This is a genomic window from Deltaproteobacteria bacterium, from assembly GCA_028818775.1.
Taxonomy (GTDB): domain Bacteria; phylum Desulfobacterota; class Binatia; order UBA9968; family JAJDTQ01; genus JAJDTQ01.
The window spans coordinates 130,322-153,642 of sequence record JAPPNE010000084.1 but is presented as its reverse complement, the minus strand read 5'-3'; the positions used below and the strand labels follow the sequence as shown (position 1 = coordinate 153,642).

The window sequence follows — 23,321 nt, the reverse complement described above, 5'->3', positions numbered from 1 at the left end:
TCCGAACCGATTATGCGACGGTTTACGCCCTCCCCCGGAATTGTTAACTTCTTTCTCCATCTTCTGCGGCCCGCGCTCGCGTGGCGGCGCGGGCGCTTTCATCACCGATTCAAGGAGGCAAAGAATGGACGCCGATGCCAAGAAGACCGCTTTGCGCATGATTCCCTACGGACTGTACATCCTGACCAGTGAGGCCAAGGACGGCCGCGTGGCCGCGGCCACGGTGAACTGGGTGACGCAGGCCTCGTTCGCGCCCCCGCTGGTGGTGGTGGGCGTGAAGGCGGACTCGGGCGCGCACGACATCATCAAGGAGTCCGGCAGCTTCGCCCTGAACGTGCTGGGCAAGGGGCAGCAAGGCCAGGCCTTCACTTTCTTCAAGTCGCTGGAGCGGGAAGGGGACAGCATCGGCGGCGAGGCCTTCTCCGCGGGCGCCACGGGCGCGCCGGTGCTGGCCAACGCGCCGGCGTTCGTCGAGTGCAAGCTCGTGGATACGGTGGAGAAGGGCGACCATTCCGTATTCGTCGGGGAAGTGGTGGAGGCCGGCGTGAGGGGCGAGATTTCCGGCCGGGCCGATGACGCCACTCTCCTGCTCAAGGACCTGGGCGACTCGGTCTTCTACGGCGGCTGATACACGGCGCCCGGGGCGCGCTGGGCTCCACGTGGGTGGCGCGTGCTCCGGGCGCGACACGTCATTTTATGGCAACCCCAAGGCTCGTCGGCTGGTTGCAGGACATCGTGGGCGATGACGGCGTCGTGTCGCATCCCACGGAGCTGAGCGTCTACGACTGCGACGGGTACACGCTGGAGAAGTCGGCGCCGGACATCGTGGTGCTGCCGCGTTCCACCGAGGAAGTGGCCGCGGTCCTCAAGCTGCTCCGGCGTGAAGGAGTGCCCTTCGTGCCGCGCGGCACCGGCACCGGGCTGAGCGGCGGCTGCCTCCCGCTGGGGGCGCCGGTGATGGTGAGCCTGACCCGCATGAACCGGATCCTCGATCTGGATCCGGTCAACCGCCGCGCCGTGGTCCAGAGCGGCGTCATCAACGCCTGGGTGAGCCGGGAGGCCAAACCCCACGGGCTCCATTTCGTGCCGGACCCCTCGAGCCAGATGGCCTGCTCCATCGGCGGCAACGTGGCGGAAAACTCCGGCGGCCCGCACACCCTCAAGTACGGCGTCACCACCAACCACGTGCTCGGGGTGACGCTGGTGCTCCCGGACGGTGAAGTCGTCAGCCTCGGCGCTATGACCGAGGACGCGCCGGGATACGACCTCCTGGGCGTCACCGTCGGCTCGGAGGGCACCTTCGGCATCGTCACCGAGGCGGTCCTCAAGCTCCAGCCGTTGCCCCAGGCGTGCAAGACGCTCCTGGCGGTGTTCGATTCCGTGGCCGACGGGAGCGCCGCGGTGTCCGCCATCATCGCCGGCGGCATTGTCCCCGCCGCCCTGGAGATGCTCGACCACATGATCATCCAGGCGGTGGAGGACGCCTTCCATTTCGGCTTCCCGCGCGACGCCGGCGCGGTGTTGATCGCCGAACTTGACGGAATGGAGGCCGGGCTGGAGGCGGCCGCCGGCAAAGTCAGGGAGATCTGCGAAGCCAACGGCGCCACCGAGATACGGGTGGCCCGCGACGATCGCGAGCGCGAGGCGTTGTGGAAGTGCCGCAAGCGTGCCTTCGGCGCCTTGGGGCGCCTCGCCCCCAACTTCTGCTGCCAGGACGGCGTGGTTCCGCCGAACCGGTTGCCGGAGATCATGGAGCGGATCGCCGCCATCGGCGAGGCGTACGACCTCCGAATCGGCAATGTGTTCCACGCGGGCGACGGCAACATCCATCCCATCCTGCTGTACGACGAGCGCGACCGGAACGAAACCGAACGGGTGGTGGCCGCCGGCCGCGAAATCCTGCGGGAGTGCGTGAGGCTTGGCGGCAGCCTGACCGGCGAGCACGGCATCGGGGTGGAGAAGGTGGCGTTGATGCCGTTGATCTTCACGCCTGACGATCTGCGCACCATGGAGGAGGTGCGCGCCGTGTTCGATCCCGACGACTGCTGCAACCCCAACAAGATATTCCCGTCTGCGGAGCGGCAGGTCGAGGTGCGGGCGCCGCGGCGGCAGGCGGCGATGTAAGCGGTACGGCCGGGCACCGGGCGTGCCACGGGACGGTTGTTGTATGAGCCGCACATCCCTCATGGAGCCGGTGCCGGACTGGGATGGATTCGACGACGATCTGCGCCTGTCCGGCGTAGCCGCCGGAACGCCGGCCGATTTCGCGCGCTTCACCATCGACGGAATCCGGCCGGAGCGGGTTCTCTTCCCCGACTCGGCGGAGCAGGTTTGCCGCATCCTGCAAAGTGCCCGCGCCCGCGGCGTCGCGCTGGTGCCGGCCGGCTTCGGCGCCCACCTGGGCCTGGGCGGGCTCCCGCTGAGGCCTTTTGCCGCGCTCTCATTGGTGTCCTTCAACGCGCTGGTGGATCATCAACCCGCGAACATGACCGTGACCGCTCAGGCGGGCATGAGCGTGGCCGCGCTTCAGGCAGCGCTTGCCGGGAGCAACCAGTGGCTGCCCGTGGATCCGCCCCTGCCGGCCGCCACCAGCGTGGGCGGACTGATCAGCGCCGACCTGAGCGGTCCGTCGCGCTTCTCCCAGGGAACGGTGAGGGACCTGCTCATCGGCATCACCGTGGCGCGGGCGGACGGGACCCTCGCAAAGAGCGGCGGGAGAGTGGTCAAGAACGTCGCCGGCTACGACCTGGCCAAGCTTTACTGCGGGGCGTTGGGGACTTTGGGGGTCATCGTCGAGGCGACCTTCAAGCTGCGCGGGCTTCCCCCGGCATTGGCGGTGGGTCGGATGACCTGTTCCGACATGGCGGAGGCGCGAGAACTGTTGGAACGAATCCGGACCGCGCCCCTGGAACCACGCTTGATTGAACTCCTGACGCCCGTCCCGGCCGGTGGTGGCGATTGCATCATCGTGGTTGGCTTCGGCGGTTCCGACGAGGACGTGGCGGACCAGCAAACGACCCTGCGGGCGCTGGCGCAAGGGCAGACACTCGAAGAACAGGTGGGGGAGGACGCGGTCGCGGTGCTGGCCGACCTGCGGGATGCCAACGTGCTGGGCGAGGGCTTGCTGAAGCTCAAGGCGAGCCTTCTTCCCACCCGGCTTACGGCGTTCGTGGCGGCGCTGGAAGACGCGAGCGCGGAACACGGCGTGACGATGGCGGTGCATGCCCACGCGGGCAACGGCATCGTCCGCGTCCGTGTGCAGCGCCCGGAAGTGGAAAACACGGGCCGCTCGGCGCGGGCCTTGGTGGAGGAACTGCGCGGTGCCGCGGCGGCGTTGGGCGGCACGCTGGTCGTGGAGCAGGCGGCTCCCGAGGTCAAGGCGGATCTTGACATCTGGGGCGACGGGATCGAAGCGCTGCCGCTGATGCAGCGTATCAAGGAGGCCCTGGATCCCAAGGGAGTCCTGTCGCCGGGACGCTTTGTCGCGGGGATTTAGGGCCGTCTGTCCGGTTTTCGGAAACGGATCTCTTCAAGGTATGAGCTCACAACTGGCTGATTTCGAAAGCTCCGGGAACTGTATTCATTGCGGGCTGTGCATCGCGTCGTGCCCGACGTTTCTGGAGTTGGGAACGGAGATGGACTCGCCGCGAGGGCGCATCCAGCTCATGCGCTCGCTCCGCGACGGGACGGTGCCGCTGGACGACACCAGCGTGCGGCACCTGGACCTTTGTCTCGGCTGCCGCGCGTGCGAGACCACGTGTCCGTCCGGTGTGCGCTACGGCACCCTCATCGAAGCGGCGCGCGAGTTCATCGGCTCCCGGCACCGGCGCTCCTGGTGGGAGCGAATGAAGCGCGGGCTGCTCAACCGCGCCCTTCCAAATCCGACGATCATGAAGGCGTTCGGCTGGGCGGTGCGCTGGATGACACGGTTCGGCCTTCGGCGTGTCGCCCGGGCGGGGCTCCTGCCGGCGTCGGTCCGCCGCTCGCTGCGCTATCTGCCCGAACCGGAAGCGCCTTTCCGGTCCATAGCCCTGCCCGAAGTGACCGCATCGGTCGGACCGGTGCGGCACCGCGTGGGTCTTCTCGCCGGATGCGTCATGCAGAGCCTCTTCGGCGACACGCATGCCGGCACGGTTCGGCTGTTGACGCAGCACGGGTGCGAGGTCCGGGTTCCGCCGGGAGCCCGCTGCTGCGGCGCGTTGTCGTTGCACAACGGAGACCACGAGCGGGGTCTGGCGCTGGCGCGCGGGACCATCGCCGCGTTCGATAGCCTGGATGTCGACGCCGTGCTGACCAACGCCGCCGGTTGCGGTGCGGCCATGCGCGAATACGGCGCGCATTTCAAGGAGGACGCCGCGTTTCGGGCAGCGGCCGAACGTGTTGCCGCCCAAGTGCGGGATGTGGCAGAGTTCCTCCATGCGTTGCCCGATTTCGCGCCCAGAACAAGCGTGAACGTCAAGGTGGCCTATCATGACGCGTGCCACCTGTTGAACGGGCAGGGCGTGGAGGCGCAGCCGCGTGAGCTTCTCAAGAACATCCCGGGCGTCGAGTGGGTCGATCTCCACGAGGCGGACGTGTGCTGCGGCAGCGCGGGGACCTACAATCTCACGGAACCGGAGCTGGCCGGCAGGCTGGCTGCGCGAAAGGCCAGGAACGTGGTGGCGACGGAGGCGGACGTGCTCGTGACCGGGAATCCGGGGTGCATCCTGCAGATCCGGGCGGCGCTCCGGGAGCAGGGATCGTCCATTCGCGTGGTGCATACCGCGGACTTCCTGGCGCGGGCTTACACCAGCGGGGCGGCGGCGCCGGATTAGGCCGGCGTACCCGAAACGGAGGAACCCATGAGAGACGGTTTGCGCATACTCGACAGCGACATGCACGTGTTCGAGCCCCACGATCTCTACCTGACCTACATGAATCCCAAGTGGGGCGACCGCATCCCGCGCGGCGAGGTGCGGGAGAAGCGCCAGGACAAGGGCCTCGCACTCCACGGCATGACACGTTACGTGCTGGGCGACGGCACGCCGATCCGTCCTCCCGGAAAGGCGGTGCACTTCCACGAGCAGCGCCAGAAGGACGCCTACGTCAAGCCCGCGCGGCAGAACTACAACAACGTCTCGCAGGTCGAGGCCATGGACGTGGAGGGACTCGACGTCGCCGTGCAGTTCCGCACCGCGCCGCTTCACACCAACGAGGACTTCGAGCCCGAGTACGCCAACGACCTGTGCAAGGCCTGGAACGACTGGATGTACGACTTCTGCGGCGCCGACAGGTCACGCCTCAAGGGTTCGGCCCTGATCACCTTGCACGACGTGGACCTCGCGGTGGAGGAAGCGCGGCGGGCCGTCAAGGAAAAGGGTGCAATCGGGCTGTCGCTCTGCCCGGAACCCATCAACGGTCACCACATCCACGACCGGCACTTCGACCCGCTCTGGGCCGAGGCCATCGACCTCGACGTGCCCATCTGCTTCCACCCGCCGGCACGGCCCAACCAGATCCAGGTGGCCCGGCGCTTCGAGGGGCATCCCAACGAAGACCTCCTGGTGAACCCGTTGCGCAACCCGGTGGAGCTGATCCTGGCCGTCAGCGCCTTCTGCGTGGGCGGCGTGCTGGAGAAGTTCCCCAAGCTGAGGGTGGCCTTTCTCGAAGGCAACTGCAGTTGGCTGCCGTGGCTGATGTACCGCATGGACGAGTACTGCGAACTTCAGGGAGCCATGGCGGAGATCCCCTTGCGCAAGAAGCCCAGCGAATACTTCCGCGAGCAGTGCTTCATCTCAGCGGACGTGGACGAAGCGCTGGTGGTGAACGTCATCGACTACATGGGCGACGACAACATCGTTTTCTCAACCGACTACCCGCACATCGACTCGCGCTGGCCCGAGGCCGTCTCCACCTTCACGTCCATCCCCGGGCTGAAGAAGGAGTCCCTGGAGAAGATCTTCTGGACCAACTGCGCGCGGCTGTACGGGGTGGATTAGGACAGGATATCCATGACAACGCGAAGTGCCGTTTGGACTCCTCCCGCGGAGGTGTCGCGGGAGGAGTGCCTCACCGACTCCAGGGCGGTTCTGGCGATGCCGGACATCCCGCTCAAGGAGTACGAAGATCTGGTCCGTATCGAGGCCGTGGGGCTGGAGTGGGACATCGGCGCGCAGATCTACGAGCCGGAGGACCCGGCGGGGATCGTCGTGGGCGCGGACGGGAAGAAGGCGGGGGCCTACCTGCTGTCAGGCGGCGACGGCGATTTCAAGACCATGGCGCCCGTGGCGCGCCTGCTCGCCGGGAAGTTCGGTTTCAAGGTCGCCACCATGACCTATCCCGGCCGGCTCTGCCTGGACGATCCGGCGCGCAACTGGCCCGGGGACACCATCAATGCGGACGGTACCATCCGCACCCCCATCTGGCTCACCGGCGAACACGTCACGCCGGACCAGTACGAGGTGGTCAAGGACAGCTCGCTGCGCGAACGCTACGGCACCCGCACCGTGCTCCACGCCAAGCCCGGCACGACCTTCTGGTACCGCCTCGCGGGTTGGCCCGCGGCCTTCGAGGAGGGCGGCAAACAGGTGATGGCGCGGAACCTTCCGGATGGGGAATACTCCGTCTACGTCCACGGGCATTCCACGGGCGGCCCGTTCGTCTTCATGCTGTCCCAGCGGGTGCCCAACGTCGCCGGCGTCATGGCGGTGGAGAACTCGTCCTTCGGCTACATCAACCAGGCCAAGCTGGCGGTCCAGGGTTCCCTCGGAGCCATCGGCGACTACGAAAGGCGGGTGACCGAGACCAGCCGGGTGGACCCGTTCTACGAACTGTACGTTCGCACGTGGCGCGACAAGGCACGCTACATCGGCCCCGAAAAGCTCGGTCAGGACGGCCCAGTGGCGCTGATGCGGCTGCCCATGGTCATCGAGGAAGTGATGGAGGCATGGGACGCCGCCAAGGACCAGCCCCAGTTCAAGTGCGAGTACGTCGTCAGCACCAACATCGAACCGTCGCTGGAGGAGGGTGCCCGGGTCACCGCCGGCCGGCTCGGCCTCGACGAGCGCGGCACCGAAGCGCTGGTGCAACAGTACCTGGGCTACGGGCGTGAACTCCAGGGACCCGGCGTCAAGCCCGTGCCGCCGGTCCTCTTCTGCGTCACCAAGGACAGCCGCGACCACAGCGCCGACTCCTACCGCAGCCTGGTGATGCCCATGTTCGCGCGCATGGAACCGGCCCCCAAGACCGCGCTGATGCACTTCCAGGCCGGAGTCCATTCCTACTGGACGCCGGAGACGGACCTGCCCCTGGGCGTGGCACCGGGCGTCGCCAAGACTTGGCACGATGCCATTACCGGCGGGTACTTCCTTTCGGGGAACGGCGAGAGCGGCTGAGCCGAGTCGCCGGGGAGACACCTCGCAGCGCGCTGGGTGCGAACGACCAGAGGATTCGCCCGTGACCACACTCATCACCGGTGCCGGACTGGTGGGGACGTCCTTCGCCGAGTTTGCCGTGCGAAGGAACGTCCCGCTGGTCTTCTACGACGCGCAGCCCTTGGGCGACTTCCTGGAGAGGAAACTGCCGGGGGCGGACGTCGCGTTCCTCCAGGGCGATACCCTCGACCTGCCGAGGCTTCTTCACGCCATGACGGAGCACGGCGTGGACACCGTGGTGCACACCGCTGGACTCATCGGCACCAAGGTAGCCGATGCCCCCTACACCGGCGTCAATATCAACGTCATGGGGACCATCAACGTCCTGGAAGCCGTGAGGCTGGCCGGCGTGCGGCGTCTCGTGCACATCAGCTCGTTGAGCGTCTATGACCAGCGCCGTGACTGTCCCGCGCCGCTGCGGGAGGACTTTCCTCGCGGCAACGGCAGGCTCTACGACAACACCAAGGCCGCCAAGGAGTTGATGGTGGAGGCCTACCAGCGTCTGTACGGCTTCGAGGTGATCGCCCTGCGCCTGGCGAAGCTCTACGGGCTCGGGCGGTTCCACGGCGGCTCTTCCGGCGGCCGCCTCATCCAGACGCTGGTGCAATGCGCCCTGCGGGGCGAGGTGGCGCGCGTGCCCAGGCCCCTGACCACGGACTTCGAGTACGTCTACGCCAAGGACGTGGGCCGCGCCGTCGACATCGCCGCCACCATCCCGCCGCCGGCGCAGACGCACTTCAACATCGGCACCGGCGAGGTGCTGACCTTCGACGCGTTGGTTGCCGCGATCAAGGGAGTCCTCCCGACCCTGGAAGTCGAGGTCCTGCCCGGCCCGCCGCCCCCGCTACAGGTGAAGCAGGCCATGGACCTTTCTCTAGCCAGGGACGTGTTGGGATGGGAGCCGAGATACACGATGGAGGAGGGGTTCAGGGACTTCGTGGCCGACCTGGAGAAGGCGGCCGGAGAGTAGGCTCCTGCTCGGAAGTCTTCTCGAAATCGGTCAATCTGATGCATGCGTTCTTGCAGAACCGTAACGATACCGAGGTCTCCGTCACATACCGAGGTCACGCGTCGGATCGCGCCTTGTTCCTCGCGATGACGTCTGGGGCGGAGAGGGGATGGTAGGTATCGTCGGGCGCCGTGAAGGCGAGTGTCAGCTCGGCCTTGAGTCGTTCGAAAGACGCACGCTCCGCGCGCACCTTGTCCCGTCTGATCAGATCGTGAATGTATTCGCTGATGTCTTCGTAGGACCCGTCGTCTCCAAGGTTGGCGGCGACGAAGTCGCTAAGCGCACCGCTGAGCCGTACGGTGATGGTGGTCGTGCGTGGCATGGTTTGGTCTCCGAAGAGTTCACCAGATGGTGTCTATCGGATACTGAGTGATCAGGGAATCTGGTGTGACCAGACTCAGGTCATGCTCGATGCCTTGACAAACGAGCATACGGTCGAAGCCGTCGGGATTTTCTTGTGGAACAGGTCGTTCATGGAGTTGACGAAGACTCTCCTCGGCCATTTCCATGAAAGCGGTTGGGAGAGTCGTTCAGGACGGAGCTTGAGGTCGAAGCCATCCTCGAAGGGATGTCCCGGAGTACCCCGGAACCGTTCGGCGTAGCAATTGTCACAGCCGCGCGTAATCTTGGTACAACCGATGACCGGATTCCAGGTTGCGTCAGTCCACTCGATTGTCGATTTACACCCAAGTGTCCAAGCCCCGACCTGACTCCCGCTGTCTTTCGCGAATTAGGTGAACCCTAGCGGATGAATTATAACAGTCGTCATGGCTCGGGCAACCAACCCCGGACATTGTGACCTCAGAACCCGAGCCACACAAACACCACTCCCTGCGGCCACAGCACTCGCAGGATCCGGTCGAAGACGAGCCACAGGAACCCGAAGGTAAGGCCGGTGTAGAGAAGGGCGCTCCACCACTTCTCTTGAGCCCGCAGCAGCAGGTAGAGACATACGAACAACGGTACCGCGATGAAGAAGCCGAACAGCCATACGCCAGCGATGAGTCCCAGGAACCAGCCGAAAAAAATGGCGGCGCGGCGCGTGACGATGTGGGGTGGGAGGGTCGTGTCCGTGGGAAGGTCGATCAGGTCCGCAGCGGCGGTCTCCTGCGTGTGTTCGTGGGCGCGGAAATCCAGGAACAGTTGGATCAGCGCCATCAGCAGTCCGGGAATTCCCAATGCCCAGGGAAGCATCCGGGTCTCTACGGGCCAGTCTCTCGCGGTGTAGATGGCTGCCGCAAGGCCGACTGCCAAGGCGGCGGTGAAGAAGGTGCGAGGTTCAACTCTCATCGGCGACCCGTCTCTGAGTCCGGAACGCGTAGAACATGCTGGCGGCGATGATGAGACCGATGACCAACACCAGCGGGTGCCCCAACCATGAGACGCCGTAGCGGTTGACGGAGATGAAGAGGTTGCGTTCGACGATGGTGCTGAGGACCATCGCCAGGATAAGGGGCGGCCGCGGCCAAGCGAACCGCTTCATCAGCCAGCCGAGAATGGAGAAGCACGTCAGCGTCACGAGGTCGCCGAAATAGCGCGTGGCCTGGAACGCGGCGAGCACCACCACCACGATGATGAGAGGCGCCAGGAGATTTGCCCGAATGGTGGCGATCTTGGCGATCTGATTGGTGAAGAGCAGGCAGATGCTCGTGCCCAGGATATTGGCCACGGCGATGCTCCACACGATGGTATAGGTAACGTCCAGGTGGCGGGTCAGCATGTCGGGACCCGGTACGAGGCCCTGGATGGTGAAGGCTCCCAGGAGCAGCGCCATCGCCGCTCCGCCGGGCACACCGAATGCGATGGTGGGGATGAGAACGCCCCCTTCCTTGGCGTTGTTGGCACTCTCGGGCGCGATGACGCCGCGCACGTCGCCGGTGCCGAAGGTCCTGCGCGCGTCCTTGATGGACTGGGCCGCGTGACCGTAGGCGAACCAGTCCACCACCGACGCACCCAACCCCGGAATGAATCCGACCCAGGTGCCCACGGCACTGCATCGGAGCACCAGGAACCAGTGATGGAAGGCGTCCCGGATGCCGACGGTCACGCCGCGGGTCGCGTCCTTGGGTACGTCCGCGATGCGCGTGCCCTTGACCACGAGGTCGGCGATCTCCGGTATGGCGAAGATGCCGAGGCTGACGGGGACCAGGGGAACACCGTCCTCGAGGTAGGGCTGGTCCAATGTCCAGCGCAGAATGCCCGTCTGCGGGTCACCGCCCACGGACCCCACGAGAAGGCCGATCACACCCACGATGAGACCCTTGAGAGGGCGGCGTCCGCCCAGCACCGCCACCATGGAGATGCCCAGCATGCCCAGCATGAAGAACTCGGGCGCTCCGAAAGCAAGCACCAGCGGGCGGAACACGGGCACCGACAGGGCCAGCACCAGAGCGCCGAAGAGCCCTCCCATGAGCGACGACATGTAGGCGGCCCCGAGGGCGCGCCCGGCCTCGCCGCGTTTGGCCATGGGATGTCCGTCCAGGATGGTGGCCTGGGACGCCGCGGTCCCGGGTATTCCGAAGAGGACCGCGGGCATGGTGTCGGCGGTGCAGATGACGGAGTGAAGACCGATGAGCACGGCAAACGCCGTGAACGGGTCCATGTCGAACGTAAAGGGCAGGAGGATGGACAGGCCCACGATGCCCCCGAGGCCGGGAATGGCCCCGAGGGCGAGCCCCATGACGACCCCGAGCGCCAGCAGGCCCAGGCGGCTCGGGATAAAGAGATTCTGGATGGCTTCGACTGCCGCTTCGAGCACGTGGTCAGGTCCAGCGAAGCTAGCGCTTACGCACAAACAGCTTCGCGATGTCCTCCGGCAGACTCAGATAGTTGACGATGATCTGCTTCCGCGGCCCCGTATCCAGCTTGTCCACATAGCCCAGCAGGCGCTTGGAATCCGTCTGGTACTGTGCGTCGTTGCTCATCTTGACGAAGGCTTGACGCAGCATGTCGATCAACTCGGGCGGCGTCCCGGGCGCCACCCAGTAGGATCGCGTGGGTACCGCCGCCAGCGCCTTGAGGGCGTCCCAGAAGGGACCCGAGGGAGCCTTGCCGTTACGCTCGGTGTAAGCCTCTTCCACGGTGGGGATGTCTGGGAGCGTCTTGCTCCTGACGAATTTGCCGTCCTGGAAAATCCCGCTCTGCATCAGCACGCGAATCGCGCCCTGTTGCGCCAGCGGCTTCCCTTGAGTCGGATAGTCCATCTCGTTGGACGACGCCATCTCGATCTCCCCCCGCTGCACCGCCAGGAAGATGTCGGGTCCGCCCTTGTACCCGTAAATGGCTTTCCGCTCCAGGCCCAACATGCGGAACATGAGCTCTATCATGACGTCGGGTCCGCCGCCCTTGGAAGACCAGCCGGTGACGATGGGCTTCTCGCGGCCGTAGAGGTCCCCCACCGACTTGATGCCGAGGCCACCATTTACGTAGACGTACCGTGACTGGGTACTGTTGGCTCCGACAAGCACGGATTTCTTGAGGTCGAAGCGTATTCCCGGACGCTTGATTAGCTGTCGTGTGATCAGTCCGGACGAGGTGTTGCCAATGGTAAGCCCGTCCTTCTTGGCGCGGTTGTACACGTGGTTGAATGCCAGGATGCCGCTGGCGCCGGGGTTGTTCTGGATGATGACGGAGGGGTTCCCGGGGATGAATCTCGCCAGATGCCGGCCCATCAGGCGCGCATGCAGGTCCACTCCCGAACCGGCGGCAAATCCGCAGAGAATGCTGAGCTCCTTGCCCTTGTAATAGGGGTCGGCGGCGGATGCGGGCGCCGCGAGGAAGAGGAGCGCGAGCAACAGAAGTAACGGTTTCCAGGACTGCCTCGGAGAAGGTACTGTTCTCATGATGCCCTCCTTTCGGGGGCCGATTCTATCGCACCATCGGCTGCGGGTGTCAAGTTGACACGCCGGAGCGCGGTGATTTAGAGAAGAAATCTGGCCTCAAGAATGCAAGGACCGTCTATCACAACGGAGGAAAGCCATGTTCATCGAGCGCGACGAGTTGGACCGACTGCACGCCAAGTACCCTTATCCGAGGTTTTCCGACGCCGAATACGAGCGGCGTTACGCGAATGTGCGCGGGATGATGCGAGACAAGGAGCTCGACTGTCTGTTGGTCATCGGCGGGTCGGCTTCATACGGACGGTTGTGGTTCAACGTCCGCTACCTCACCAACATGATGGCCAAGGCGGAAATGGCCTATTATTGTTTCTTCCCCAAGGAAGGGAAGCCGGCCATCATCACCCGGCCGGGGCACGCGCTGGCGCCGGGAATGATCGCCCGAAGCGTGGTGCAGGAACTCGTGGTGGGCCGTCCCAACGTCCTCGACGCCATCGTCGGCAAGGTCCGGGAGATGGGTTACGACAAGGGAAGGATCGGTATCGTCGAGTACGACCCCTTTACCTCGATCCCGAAGAACCACTGGGAATTCTTCGTGTCGGAGCTGCCTGACGCCGAGTTCGTGTTCGTCACCAAGGAGTTTCTGGCCCTCAAGCTGTACAAGAGCGACGAGGAGATCGAGGCGTTGCGCAAGTCGGCGCTTGTGCAGGATGTCGGGCTGCGGGCGCTGGCGGATCAGCTCAAGCCCGGCATGACCGAGTCAGAGGCTTTCGCCATCGTGTACGAGGCCGTGGTGCGAAGCGGCGGCGAGATGGGCATGATTCAGCTCAGTTCCACGCCCATGCACGATTCGGACGTGGGCGACCAACGCCCGCGCCCCTCGGAGCGGGTGATCACCCACGGCGACATCATCAACAACGAGCTGGGAGTCCTCTACAACGGCTACGAAGCCCAGACCGGCAAGCCCATGTTCATCGGTCCGCCCACCGATGAGTTCCGGCGCATGTTCGACGTGGCGCTGGAGGCCTACCATCGAGTCGCCGAGACCTTGAAGGTGGGCGGGACGGGGTCTGACTCGGTCAACGCCGCCAACAGCGTCATCAAGCCCGCGGGTTACGATGCTTGGGGCGGTTACCTGCAAGGGATGCTCGGCGCGCAGCCGCGCCACGAGCCGCAGATCGGGCCGGAGTTGACGAGCTTGGCCGAGGACAAGCTCTTCGAGGGCGACGACATGGTGTTCAAGAACGGTACCGTGTTCGTCTTGCAGATCCATCTCGTGGACAAGGAGCGGACCAAAGGGCTTTTCATCGGCGACACATACGCCATGCGGGACTCGGGCACCGAGTGCCTGAATGACTTTCCCCCGGAGCTGATCCAGATTTCGTAGGGGGCGGCAACCCGGTTACGGCAGGTACCACGACCGGAACAAGGAGCAGGAACATGGCCAGGAACGGATATCAGGTATTCGACAGCGACATGCACGTCTACGACGCTCAGGACCTGTACGAGAAGTACATGAACCCAAAGTGGGGCGACCGTATTCCGGTCGGAAAGGCGCGCACCAAACACGGGCGCATCGAGTTCAGTCTGGGCAACGGGAAAGTCCTGCGGCCGCGCCAGAAACTCCTGGAGCACGGCGAGGACAACGTGGCCGACCGCTACGGCTACGCGCTGGAGCACGGTTACGATGCCCCGTCCCAAGTAGTGGCCATGGACAACGAGGGACTGGACCTCGCGGTGATGTTCCGCACTTCGCCGCTCCACTGCGACGACAGCTTCGAGCCGGAATACGCCAACGACCTCTGCCGTGCATGGAACGACTGGATCGCGGACTTCTGCGGCGAGCGGCCGGAGCGCATGAAGGCGTCGGGGCTGTTGACGCTGCACGACGTCGACATGGCCGTGGACGAGGCGCGGAGAGCGGTGACGGAGTTGGGGGTGGTAGGCCTGTCCGTCTGTCCGGAGCCGGTGAACGGCCGGCGCATCCACGACCGCTACTACGATCCCCTGTGGGCGGAGATCGACCGGCTGGGAGTGCCGCTGTGCTTCCATCCGCCCGCCAACCCCAAGCAGCAGCAGGTGGCGCAGGAGTTCTACGGCCATCCCAATTCCAGCGTCATCGCCATGGCGTTGCGCAACCCCATCGAGCTGCAGCTCGCGGTGTCTGCCTTCTGCGGCGGCGGCGTGCTGGAGAAGTTCCCGACGCTGAAGGTGGCGTTCCTCGAAGGCAACTGTGCTTGGCTGCCGTGGTTGCTGTACCGCCTGGATGAGAGGGCGGAACTCCACGGCGCCCTCACCGACGTGCCGCTGTCACGGAAGCCCAGCGAGTACTTCCTCGACCAGTGCTACATCTCGGTGGACGTGGACGAGTACCTGGTCACCGACGTCATCGGTCGGCTCGGAGACGACAACATCGTCATCTCCACCGACTACCCGCACATCGACGCACACTACCCCCACGCGGTGGAGGAGTTCATGGCGACGCCGGGCGTGAGCGAAGGCTCCATGAAGAAGATCCTGTGGGACAACTGCGCGAGGCTGTACGGCGTGAGCTAAAGCGCTTTGGTCAACGAGTTTTGCCCAAAGGACAGTGGCTAGTCTTATTTCTTCGGCGGTGGTGGCGGCGGGGGTGGCGGTTTCCTGATGTTGGTGGGTTTGGGTGACACTCCATCCTTCAGCACCACTCTACGCTGTGAAGGCGGAGGGTTAGGCTCCTTGGCCATTGTTCAACTCCTCAGGTTCTTCTTGAGATTCGCGAAGAAACTCGACTATTTCAACCTGCTCCGCTGGTATCAGAATCGCGGAGACGCCCGTCGCGGGAATTCGCTCCTTAGCGTCCAACCATTCGGCCTCCGCGATTCGAAAGTGCCCTTCGTCCGGACGACTAGGCCACTCTTCAGGCCAGCCATACAGACGGCGTTCCCCTTTCAAGTGTAGAATAACATAGCAGTCGCAGTGACGCGAGAAGGCGGAATACCACTCGGACGCGTAGGAGGTCTCTCTGGTCAAGCCGAGCCGACGAAGAAGGCGATGTAACGTATCCCAATTGATGCAGTAGGCGGTCAGCAGCCCCAGGACAACAGCGACCATGACAGAAACTAGGAGTTCCCAGTTTCCGCGCCAAGGGTCATCGGCCCCAATGCTTCCAACGAAGAAGAGACCTTCCGTTACGGTTTTCCCTATCACGGTGAAGATCAGAGCTTGAACCACGCGGTCAAAGGGTCCCGGCTTGGGATACGACGTCAGCGAATAGAAGACTGCCGCTGCTACGAACCCAGGCAAGAGGAAACTCAGAACGCCGACAATCTCGCTGGATGGCCAGTTCATTGATGTTTCACCTCCGCGGGTGCCCGTTCTGAAAGCATTGTCGGTTTTACGGACATGGCACCGGTACCGTCTGTTCCAGTGTATCGTTCCCTCGAAACTCTTGCCAGAAGCGAAACGCACACCGGACACGACTCTCCCAACCCCGCACCGTCCATGCTAGATTGCCGGCATGGCGACTCTGATCACGGGCAGCGGGCTTATCGGGGCCTCTTTCGGGCAGTTCGCGGCCGAGCGGGGCGAGCGGCTTGTCTTCGTGGATTTCCAGCCACGGGACGATTACTTGAAGCAGAAGCTCGGCGACGCGGACTATGTCTCTCTCCAGGGGGACGTGCTGGACCTCCCGGCGCTCACGGGCATCATCAAGGCCCACGATGTCGATACGGTGCTGCACACGGCGGCCATCATCGCCGGGCGGGTAGCCCGCGAGGGTTACTGGGCCTTCAACGTCAACATTCAGGGCACCATCAACGTCGCTGAGGCGGCGCGCCTGACCGGCGTCAAGCGGGTCGTGCAGATCAGCACGCTCGGCGTCTACAACCGCGCCTTCGAGGGATCGGGCGCGGTGCCGGAGACGCTCCAGCGGGGCGACAGCTCGGCCTACGGCAACTCCAAGGCGGTCCAGGAACTGGTGCTGGAAGCCTACCAGGGGCTGTTCGGCTTCGAGCTGATGATGGTGCGGCTGGCCCACGTGTTCGGGCTGGGGCATTTCCAGGGCGGGGCCGAAAGCGGCGCCATCACCCACACGCTCCTCGACCGCGGCCGTCATGGCGGCGTGGCCAGGGTCGCGCGGCGCCAGGCCCGGCCGCTGGAGCGCATCTACGCCAAGGACGTGGGACGGGCCGTGGATCTGGCGGCTACCGTACCGGTACCTCCGGTCAATGTCTTCAACATCGGCACGGGCTTGGTGACGACCTTCGACGAACTGGTGGAGGAGGCGAGGGCGATCTACCCGGACCTGGAGGTGGAGGTGGTGCCGGACGGGACGCCCTACGAGGGACCCAAGCAACCGCTGGATATCACGCGGGCCAGGGAACACCTGGGCTGGGAACCCCGGTTCACCCTGGGCTCCGCGTTGCGCGACTACGTCAAGGATCTGGATGCGCTGGAGTCCGGCGCATAGTCTGTAGCCTCTGACGGCCAATCCACATAGGGGAAGGGCAAGGAGTGATGAGTTCAGGACGGACCTCGGAATCCGAAGCGGTACGCGCCCGGCTCGACCATCCGATCATCGACACCGACGGCCACACGGTCGAGTTGACGCCGCTCTATCTCGACTATCTGAAGGAGCTGGGCGGGGCCGACATGCCGCGGCGCTATGCGGAAGCCGTGAGCGCCCGCTCCAACAGCCGCTGGGCGTTCATGACCGAGGCCGAGCGGCGCAGCGTGCGCGCCCACTGTCCGCCGTGGTGGGCGCGTCCGGCGAGCAACACCCTGGACCGCGCCACCGCGTCGTTGCCGCGGTTACTGCACGAAAGGATGGACCGGCTGGGCATCGATTTCGCCGTGCTCTATCCCACCGAGGGCTTGGCCGGCCCGCCTCGGTTCGAGGACGAGGAACTCCGCCGCGTGTCGTGCCGGGCGCTCAACAAGTTCCACGCGGAGTTCTACGGTGAGTGCTCCGACCGCATGACCCCGGCCGCGGTGATCCCCACGCATACCCCGCAGGAGGCCATCGAGGATACCGAGTATGCCGTCAAGGAACTCGGCCTCAAGACCATCGTCATTTCCCACGTGGACCGTCCTGTCCCGCGCGTTGAGGAAGAGCGTCCCGACTTGGCGCCTTTCGCGCGCTACATCGACACCCTGGCGCTGGACAGCGACTACGACTACGATCCGTTCTGGCAGCGCTGCCTGGAGCTGGGGGTGGCGCCGACGTCCCACGCGAGCGGCCAGGGCTGGGGCAGCCGGCGCTCCGTTTCCAACTACATGTACAACCACATCGGCCACTTCGCATCGGCTGGCGAGGCGATGTGCAAAGCGATGTTTTTCGGAGGAGTTACGTACCGGTTTCCAAAGCTCAACTTCGCATTTCTGGAGTGCGGCGTGGCGTGGGCCTGCAGCCTCTACAGCGACATCCTGGAGCACTGGGAGAAGCGCAACCGCGACGCCATCGCCGGGCTGGACCCCGAGAGCACCGATATCGATCTCATGATGAAGCTGGTGGCGCAGTATTCCGGCATCGACAGCGAAGCCAAGCTCGAAGAGATCCGCGCGTCCCTCGGCCGCAAGCAGCGGCGCCCCGAGAACCTCGACGACTGGTCGCGCTGCGGTATCGACAAGGCCGAGGACATCCGCGACCGCTTCGTACCGCGCTTCTACTTCGGCTGCGAGGCCGACGACCGCATGATCGCCTGGGCCTTCAACGACAAGCTGAATCCCTTCGGCGCCAAGCTGGGCGCCATGATGAGCTCGGACATCGGTCACTGGGACGTCACCGATATGACCGAGGTAGTAGCTGAGGCTCATGAGCTGGTAGATCATGGACACATCACCGACGAGGATTTCCGTGACTTCAGCTTCACCAATGCGGTGCGCTTCTACGCCGGCGTGAACCCGGATTTCTTTGCCGGCACCGCGTGCGAGGACGCCGCCGGCCGCGCTTTGGCCGCGGATTGATTTCGACCGGCGGTCAGCGCCTCAGGGCGATTTGGACCGGAGACAGGGGAGAGGAACGCTCATGAAGGACGGATTGAAGGTCATGGACTCGGACATGCACGTGCGCGAGCCCGCGGACCTGTGGGAGAAGTACCTGGAGCCGGAGTGGCGCGACCGGGGCCCCAAGATCCTGAGCACCACCACCCGCAGCTCGGCCATGGTCATGCTCGACGGCAAGATCCTCAAGGGCTACCCGCCCGCCTACCGCGGCGGCATCTTCGACGCCAGGCGCATCGACAAGGAGATCGCGGACGCACGGGCCCGGGGCTTCGACGGGGTGTCGCAGCTCGACGCCATGGAGAAGGAGGGGCTGGACCTGGCGATCATGTACCCGTCCATCGGCCTGGGCGTCATGATGCGCGACGACATGGACCCCAAGCTCGGCGCCGCGATAGCGCGGGCCTACAACAACTGGCTCCATGACTTCTGCCAGACCGATCCCGAGCGAATGAAGGGCTCGGCCATGATCTCGCTCCACGACGTCACAGAGGCGGCAAAGGAGGCCCGGCGGGCGGTGGAGGAGTTGGGCTTCGTGTCCGTGTTCGCGCGTCCCGAGCCGCTCCGTTCGCTGCCCTGGCACTCCCGCTACTACGACGTGCTGTGGTCCACCCTGGAGGAGCTGGGCATTCCCATGGGCTTCCACTCCGCCGCCTCGGCCGGTGAGGTCCGCCAGTTGGGCGACGTGTTCGGCGACGATCTGTTGCTGCGGCACATCTGCGAGCATCCCATGTCCAACATGATGGCCATGATCGACATCATCGGCGGCGGGGTGCTGGAGCGCCACCCGAAGCTCAAGGTCGCCTTCCTGGAATGTTACTGCGGCTGGGTGTCGTTTATGCTCCACCGAATGGACGGAGCCGTGTCCAAGGCCCGCAACCCCAACATCTCCGAGCTCAAGCCCAGCGAGTTCTTCAAGCGCCAGTGCTGGATCTCCACCGAGTCCGAGAAGGAACTCCCCATGATCGCCGACCTCATCGGCGACGACAACATCGTCTACTCAACCGACTATCCCCACGGAGACTCGGATTTCCCCCACGCGGTGGAAGAGTTCCTGGAAGTAGAGGGCGTCTCACGGGAGACCAAGCGAAAGATCCTCTGGGACAACTGCGCGCGGCTGTATGATCTTTGAAGGGGTGGTTCAGGCGGTCGATCAACCCCTCCTTCCTCAGCTCTCGTACGTTCAGCTCTTCTCGTAGTGGGGCTGGTAGAGCTGCACGCGCACGCCGCCCGGCATGGTGAGTTGGATGGCGAGGCCGAAGCCGGCGTCAGCGATTTCGCCGTCGAAGACGACGCCTCGACCCTTCAACTCGGCGACGGTGGCGTGGATGTCGTCGCAGTAGAAGGAGATGTCGTGGGTGCCGGCGGGCTCGCCGGCGGCGCGGGTGGGGTCGGAGGGGTGGACGCCCATGTCGGCCTCGGGCATGTCGAAGATGAGCCAGCCGCCGCCGACGTCGGTGAAGGAGGTGAAGCCGAGCTTGTCGCGCAGGAACACGCGCAGCGCCTCTGGCTCGGAGGAGTAGAACATCGCGTGCACGCCCTTGATCATGGTTCCAGGCTCCTCCCTAAGGGCTCTCACCCTGTTTTCTGTTTTCGCTGGTCTTCGTACGCCGCCTTGGCCGCTGCAACGCCCTCCATGGCAGCCGCACGGAACTCCGGCTGCCGCCTTGCGGCCTCGTCATAGCTGGTCTGTCTGGAATCGAACTGGCCGTGGAAGTGCGGCACCACGTGTCGGGCGAACAGTTCGTAGCTCCGGTTGGTGGCTTCCCAGTCGGCCCAGTCGTGGCACATGAACAGCACCACGCCGAAGCCGCCGGTGCCGGCCTGCATGCGCTCGATCTCGCGGATGGCGTCGTCGGGGGTGCCGATGATGCCGCGACCTGACTCCACGATGAACTTGCGCGTGTCGGTGACTTCCTTGGGAACGGTTTGATTGGGCAGCACGTCGCGGGCGTAGCCGCCCCAGGCGTCGATGCCGAAGCGCACGTCTTCCATGGCTTGCGCGCGCGTGTCGGCGATGTGCATCTGCACGGCGATGCGGAATACACTTCGGTCGGCCGCGCGACCGTGGGCGGCGGCGGCCTCTTCGTAAATGCCCCAGTTGTGCGCGTATGCGGCGAGGGCCTCGTCGGAGTGTCCGCCCAGGGACAGCAGCCCCAATCCGTAGCGCCCGGCCAGCGATGCGCCAGCGGGGGAGCGGATGGTGGTGACGGCCATTTCCATCCGGGGCCGGGTAAAGGAGGCGTGCTGCAGCTTGGCCCGGTCCAGGGTGAACCAGTCCGTCTTGGCACTCACGCGCTCGCCTTCCAGGAGCGGGATGATCACGTCCAGCGACTCGTTCATCATGCGCCGCGTGCGGCGCGGGTCGATGCCCATCTGCGTGGCGTCCGACGGCAGGGCGCCGGGCCCGACGCCGAACATGGCGCGCCCGCGGGTCATGTGGTCGAGCTGGACCATGGCGTCGGCCACCATGAAGGGATGGACGTAGGGCAGGGACTTCACGCCGGTGCCGAGCCGGATGCGCCGGGTTTCCCGGGCCGCGGCGGCGATGAAGATCTCCGGCGCGGCGATGGTTTCGAATCCGCCGGAGTGGTGCTCGCCGATCCAGGCCTCGTCGTAGCCGAGGCGGTCCAGCAGCATGACCAGTTCGAGGTCGCGTTCGAAGAGAAGGGTGGGATTTTCGGTCAGCGCATGGAAGGGCGCCAGGAAAACGCCGAATCGCAGCATGGTGTCGGACACGCGGGAACGCCTCCCTTCCTCGCCGGGTTTTGGTGTCGCGGAAACCTACGCGTCGATGCCGTAGAAGTTCACGCAGTTGTCCCACAGGATCTTGCGCGCGTGCTCCACCGGCAGCTCCTGCTGCATGAAAGAGTCCACGGCGTGGGGGAACTCCGAGTCGCTGTGCGGGTAGTCGGTGGAGAAGACGATGTTGTCGTCGCCCATGAGCTGGATGACCGAGCCCACCTCGCGTTCCTCCCCCTCGCACCCGACCACGCACTGGCGCTTGAAGTACTCGCTGGGTTTCATGGTGAGCATGGGCGCGTCCGCGCCGCCCAACTGGCTCCAGTGGGTGTCCATGCGGCTCAGCCAGGCCGGCGCCCAGCCGCAGTTGCACTCCAGGAAAGCTACCTTCAGCTCGGGGAAGCGTTCCAGCACCCCGCCCACGATGATGTCCACCATGGTCACCATCTGGCCCGTGACGTGGCTGCAGATGTGGCGCATGAGGCGGTTGTTCTGGCCGAAGCGCTCGATGTGCGGGTAGTAGCCGGAGTTGGTGCACTCGTGGAATCCCACGGGCATTCCCAACTCCTCCAGCTCCGCCCACAGCGGCTCCCAGTAGAGCCCGAACCACGTGTCGCCGGGGAGCGGCGTGGCCCGCAGGAAGGCCGTCACGAACCCGAGGTCGTTGGCCGCGCGCCGTGCTTCCCGCACCGCCAGGGACACGTCGTGGGGCGGCAGCATGGCGGCGCCCTTGAGTCGCGCGGGGTCCTGCTGACAGAAGTCGTAGAGCCAGTTGTTGTAGGCGCGGCAGATGGCCTCAGCCAGGAGCGGATCCATGTCGGGCACGGTCATGATGTGCAGGCACGCGGTGGGGAACAGCACCGCCACGTCCAGCCCCTCGATGTCCATGGCCTCGAGCTGGGACTTGGCGTTGAATCCCTGGTCGCGGGCGAAGCTGATCACGTCCTCGCGGGTGGACGCGCGCCGCTTGCCGATCATGCGCGCGTCATTGGCCAGCGACGGGCTCTTGGCCCGGGGCTCCTTCCCGTCCAGCAGCAGCAGATTGAAATCGCCCCGGCTGGGGACGTTCACCACGCGTGGCGCATGCTGCTTGAAGGGCGCGTCGACGTAGTTCTCCCAGAGGTCCGGCGGTTCCATGATGTGCATGTCGGAATCGATAATCTTGAGACCGTTCTTCATCGGGATGCTCCCTTCCGTTTACGCCTCGATACCGTAGAACTTGGCGCAGTTGTCCCACAGGATCTTGCGGGCGTGCTCCACCGGCAGCTCCTGCTGCATGAAGGCGTCTACCGCGTGGGGAAACTCGGAGTCGCTGTGGGGGTAGTCGGTGGAGAAGACGATGTTGTCATCGCCCATGAGCTGTATGACCGAGCCCACCTCCCGCTCTTCACCTTCGCAACCGACCACGCACTGGCGCTTGAAGTACTCGCTCGGCTTCATGGTCAGCATGGGGGTGTCCGCGGCCCCCAACTGACTGTAGTGGGTATCCATGCGGCCCAGCCACGACGGCGTCCAGCCGCAGTTGCATTCCAGGAAGGCCACCTTGAGCTTGGGGAAACGTTCCAGCACGCCGCCCAGGATGATGTCCACCATCGTGACCATCTGGCCGGTGACATGACTGCAAATGTGGCGCATCAGGCGATTGCTCCGGCCGAAGCGCTCGATGTGAGGGTAGTACCCGGAGTTCGTGCATTCGTGGAAACCCACGGGGACGCCCAGGTCCTCCAGCTCCGCCCACAAGGGCTCCCAGTACAAGCTGAACCAAGTGTCTCCGGGCAGGGGGGTCGCCCGCAGGAAGGCGGAGACAAAGCCCAGCTCCTTCACGGCGCGGCGGGCTTCCCTCACCGCCAGGGATACGTCGTGGGGCGGCAAGAGGGCGGCGCCCTTCATTCGCGCCGGGTCTTCCCGGCAGAAGTCGTACAGCCAGTTGTTGTAGGCCCGGCAGATGGCCTCCGCCAGAAGCGGGTCCATGTCCGGCATGGTCATGATGTGCAGGCAGGCGGTGGGGAACAGTACCGCCACGTCCAGCCCCTCGATGTCCATGGCTTCCAGTTGGGACTTGGGGTTGAAACCCTGTTTGCGCGCGAAGTCGACCGCGTCCGGACTCTCGTTCCGGCGCCCGCCGATCATGCGAGCGTCGGCCGCCAGGGACGGGCTCTTGTGGCGCGCTTCCCTGCCGTTCACCAGGTGCAAGTTGAAATCGCCGCTGCTCGGGACCTTGACGACTCGCGGGGCGTGCTGCTTGAACGGAGCGTCGACATAATTCTCCCAAATATCCGGAGGCTCCTGAATGTGCATGTCGGAGTCGATGATCTTGAGTCCGTTCTTCATCATGATCTCCCT

At 64.9% G+C, this 23,321-nt stretch carries 21 protein-coding genes and 1 pseudogene; 12 read left to right on the top strand and 10 right to left on the bottom strand.

All coding sequences use genetic code 11. The features are described 5' to 3' along the window. Nucleotides 1-124: 124 nt before the first annotated feature. The 7 genes from OXU42_10495 to OXU42_10465 all read left to right on the top strand — a co-directional run bounded on the left by OXU42_10495 (nt 125) and on the right by OXU42_10465 (nt 8,382). Entirely contained in the window at nt 125-628 is a 504-nt protein-coding gene (locus OXU42_10495; GenBank protein MDE0029813.1) for a flavin reductase family protein, read from the top strand. Between the two features lie 68 nt (nt 629-696). Continuing rightward, nucleotides 697-2,124, top strand: coding sequence for an FAD-binding protein (locus OXU42_10490; GenBank protein MDE0029812.1), 1,428 nt, complete (start codon nt 697-699; stop codon nt 2,122-2,124). A 43-nt stretch (nt 2,125-2,167) separates the two neighbouring features. Then, on the top strand, nt 2,168-3,496 hold the full coding sequence (locus OXU42_10485; GenBank protein ID MDE0029811.1) for an FAD-binding oxidoreductase: 1,329 nt from the start codon (nt 2,168-2,170) through the stop codon (nt 3,494-3,496). Between the two features lie 40 nt (nt 3,497-3,536). After that, nucleotides 3,537-4,814: a heterodisulfide reductase-related iron-sulfur binding cluster gene (locus OXU42_10480; GenBank protein ID MDE0029810.1), complete on the top strand. Its 1,278-nt coding sequence runs from the start codon at nt 3,537-3,539 to the stop codon at nt 4,812-4,814. 27 nt (nt 4,815-4,841) lie between these two features. Then, on the top strand, nt 4,842-5,978 hold the full coding sequence (locus OXU42_10475) for an amidohydrolase family protein (GenBank protein ID MDE0029809.1): 1,137 nt from the start codon (nt 4,842-4,844) through the stop codon (nt 5,976-5,978). A 12-nt stretch (nt 5,979-5,990) separates the two neighbouring features. Continuing rightward, a complete protein-coding gene (locus tag OXU42_10470) occupies nt 5,991-7,373 on the top strand; it encodes a hypothetical protein (GenBank protein MDE0029808.1) in 1,383 nt (460 codons plus the stop codon). Between the two features lie 61 nt (nt 7,374-7,434). Continuing rightward, complete coding sequence (locus OXU42_10465; GenBank protein MDE0029807.1) at nt 7,435-8,382, top strand: NAD(P)-dependent oxidoreductase; 948 nt, start codon at nt 7,435-7,437, stop codon at nt 8,380-8,382. Between the two features lie 94 nt (nt 8,383-8,476). Here OXU42_10465 and OXU42_10460 read toward each other — a convergent pair whose 3' ends face one another. The 5 genes and pseudogenes from OXU42_10460 to OXU42_10440 form a co-directional block, all read right to left on the bottom strand. After that, a complete protein-coding gene (locus tag OXU42_10460) occupies nt 8,477-8,743 on the bottom strand; it encodes an addiction module antitoxin (protein MDE0029806.1) in 267 nt (88 codons plus the stop codon). 123 nt (nt 8,744-8,866) lie between these two features. After that, nucleotides 8,867-9,094: pseudogene (locus OXU42_10455) on the bottom strand (DUF5131 family protein). Nucleotides 9,095-9,222: 128 nt separating this feature from the next. After that, nucleotides 9,223-9,711 (bottom strand): tripartite tricarboxylate transporter TctB family protein, encoded by a 489-nt coding sequence (locus tag OXU42_10450; protein ID MDE0029805.1) that lies wholly within the window; start codon nt 9,709-9,711, stop codon nt 9,223-9,225. After that, nucleotides 9,701-11,179, bottom strand: a complete 1,479-nt coding sequence (locus OXU42_10445; protein MDE0029804.1) for a tripartite tricarboxylate transporter permease — start codon at nt 11,177-11,179, stop codon at nt 9,701-9,703. Before OXU42_10445 ends, OXU42_10450 begins: the two co-directional genes overlap by 11 nt. A 19-nt stretch (nt 11,180-11,198) precedes the next feature. Continuing rightward, nucleotides 11,199-12,263, bottom strand: coding sequence for a tripartite tricarboxylate transporter substrate-binding protein (locus tag OXU42_10440; GenBank protein MDE0029803.1), 1,065 nt, complete (start codon nt 12,261-12,263; stop codon nt 11,199-11,201). 136 nt (nt 12,264-12,399) lie between these two features. Here OXU42_10440 and OXU42_10435 point away from each other — a divergent pair, with 136 nt between their 5' ends. Beyond that, complete coding sequence (locus OXU42_10435) at nt 12,400-13,644, top strand: Xaa-Pro peptidase family protein (protein MDE0029802.1); 1,245 nt, start codon at nt 12,400-12,402, stop codon at nt 13,642-13,644. A 53-nt stretch (nt 13,645-13,697) separates the two neighbouring features. Further along, entirely contained in the window at nt 13,698-14,813 is a 1,116-nt protein-coding gene (locus OXU42_10430) for an amidohydrolase family protein (GenBank protein ID MDE0029801.1), read from the top strand. A gap of 150 nt (nt 14,814-14,963) precedes the next feature. On the opposite strand, the gene OXU42_10425 is transcribed toward OXU42_10430, so the two are convergent. After that, the gene (locus OXU42_10425; GenBank protein ID MDE0029800.1) at nt 14,964-15,584 is read right to left on the bottom strand and encodes a DUF6338 family protein; all 621 of its coding nucleotides are present in this window, start codon (nt 15,582-15,584) and stop codon (nt 14,964-14,966) included. A gap of 169 nt (nt 15,585-15,753) precedes the next feature. Here OXU42_10425 and OXU42_10420 point away from each other — a divergent pair, with 169 nt between their 5' ends. From OXU42_10420 to OXU42_10410, 3 genes are all read left to right on the top strand, one after another. Further along, nucleotides 15,754-16,704: an NAD(P)-dependent oxidoreductase gene (locus tag OXU42_10420; protein ID MDE0029799.1), complete on the top strand. Its 951-nt coding sequence runs from the start codon at nt 15,754-15,756 to the stop codon at nt 16,702-16,704. 47 nt (nt 16,705-16,751) lie between these two features. Next, nucleotides 16,752-18,200: an amidohydrolase family protein gene (locus tag OXU42_10415; GenBank protein ID MDE0029798.1), complete on the top strand. Its 1,449-nt coding sequence runs from the start codon at nt 16,752-16,754 to the stop codon at nt 18,198-18,200. A 61-nt stretch (nt 18,201-18,261) separates the two neighbouring features. Continuing rightward, on the top strand, nt 18,262-19,368 hold the full coding sequence (locus OXU42_10410; GenBank protein ID MDE0029797.1) for an amidohydrolase family protein: 1,107 nt from the start codon (nt 18,262-18,264) through the stop codon (nt 19,366-19,368). 51 nt (nt 19,369-19,419) lie between these two features. On the opposite strand, the gene OXU42_10405 is transcribed toward OXU42_10410, so the two are convergent. Genes OXU42_10405 through OXU42_10390 form a run of 4 tightly spaced genes read right to left on the bottom strand, consistent with a single transcriptional unit; the run spans nt 19,420 to nt 23,312 of the window. After that, nucleotides 19,420-19,785, bottom strand: coding sequence for a hypothetical protein (locus OXU42_10405; GenBank protein ID MDE0029796.1), 366 nt, complete (start codon nt 19,783-19,785; stop codon nt 19,420-19,422). Nucleotides 19,786-19,811: 26 nt separating this feature from the next. Beyond that, complete coding sequence (locus tag OXU42_10400; protein MDE0029795.1) at nt 19,812-20,975, bottom strand: LLM class flavin-dependent oxidoreductase; 1,164 nt, start codon at nt 20,973-20,975, stop codon at nt 19,812-19,814. 45 nt (nt 20,976-21,020) lie between these two features. Continuing rightward, entirely contained in the window at nt 21,021-22,157 is a 1,137-nt protein-coding gene (locus tag OXU42_10395; GenBank protein MDE0029794.1) for an amidohydrolase family protein, read from the bottom strand. Between the two features lie 18 nt (nt 22,158-22,175). Continuing rightward, on the bottom strand, nt 22,176-23,312 hold the full coding sequence (locus tag OXU42_10390) for an amidohydrolase family protein (protein MDE0029793.1): 1,137 nt from the start codon (nt 23,310-23,312) through the stop codon (nt 22,176-22,178). Between the last annotated feature and the right edge of the window lie 9 nt (nt 23,313-23,321).

What these genes read in the sequence shown, in the direction of transcription:
- OXU42_10495 (MDE0029813.1), top strand. Translation starts at nt 125, where the DNA reads ATGGACGCCGATGCCAAGAAGACCGCTTTGCGCATGATTCCCTACGGA.
- OXU42_10490 (MDE0029812.1), top strand. Translation starts at nt 697, where the DNA reads ATGGCAACCCCAAGGCTCGTCGGCTGGTTGCAGGACATCGTGGGCGAT.
- OXU42_10485 (MDE0029811.1), top strand. Translation starts at nt 2,168, where the DNA reads ATGAGCCGCACATCCCTCATGGAGCCGGTGCCGGACTGGGATGGATTC.
- OXU42_10480 (MDE0029810.1), top strand. Translation starts at nt 3,537, where the DNA reads ATGAGCTCACAACTGGCTGATTTCGAAAGCTCCGGGAACTGTATTCAT.
- OXU42_10475 (MDE0029809.1), top strand. Translation starts at nt 4,842, where the DNA reads ATGAGAGACGGTTTGCGCATACTCGACAGCGACATGCACGTGTTCGAG.
- OXU42_10470 (MDE0029808.1), top strand. Translation starts at nt 5,991, where the DNA reads ATGACAACGCGAAGTGCCGTTTGGACTCCTCCCGCGGAGGTGTCGCGG.
- OXU42_10460 (MDE0029806.1), bottom strand. Translation starts at nt 8,743, where the DNA reads ATGCCACGCACGACCACCATCACCGTACGGCTCAGCGGTGCGCTTAGC.
- OXU42_10450 (MDE0029805.1), bottom strand. Translation starts at nt 9,711, where the DNA reads ATGAGAGTTGAACCTCGCACCTTCTTCACCGCCGCCTTGGCAGTCGGC.
- OXU42_10440 (MDE0029803.1), bottom strand. Translation starts at nt 12,263, where the DNA reads ATGAGAACAGTACCTTCTCCGAGGCAGTCCTGGAAACCGTTACTTCTG.
- OXU42_10435 (MDE0029802.1), top strand. Translation starts at nt 12,400, where the DNA reads ATGTTCATCGAGCGCGACGAGTTGGACCGACTGCACGCCAAGTACCCT.
- OXU42_10430 (MDE0029801.1), top strand. Translation starts at nt 13,698, where the DNA reads ATGGCCAGGAACGGATATCAGGTATTCGACAGCGACATGCACGTCTAC.
- OXU42_10425 (MDE0029800.1), bottom strand. Translation starts at nt 15,584, where the DNA reads ATGAACTGGCCATCCAGCGAGATTGTCGGCGTTCTGAGTTTCCTCTTG.
- OXU42_10420 (MDE0029799.1), top strand. Translation starts at nt 15,754, where the DNA reads ATGGCGACTCTGATCACGGGCAGCGGGCTTATCGGGGCCTCTTTCGGG.
- OXU42_10415 (MDE0029798.1), top strand. Translation starts at nt 16,752, where the DNA reads ATGAGTTCAGGACGGACCTCGGAATCCGAAGCGGTACGCGCCCGGCTC.
- OXU42_10410 (MDE0029797.1), top strand. Translation starts at nt 18,262, where the DNA reads ATGAAGGACGGATTGAAGGTCATGGACTCGGACATGCACGTGCGCGAG.
- OXU42_10405 (MDE0029796.1), bottom strand. Translation starts at nt 19,785, where the DNA reads ATGATCAAGGGCGTGCACGCGATGTTCTACTCCTCCGAGCCAGAGGCG.
- OXU42_10395 (MDE0029794.1), bottom strand. Translation starts at nt 22,157, where the DNA reads ATGAAGAACGGTCTCAAGATTATCGATTCCGACATGCACATCATGGAA.
- OXU42_10390 (MDE0029793.1), bottom strand. Translation starts at nt 23,312, where the DNA reads ATGATGAAGAACGGACTCAAGATCATCGACTCCGACATGCACATTCAG.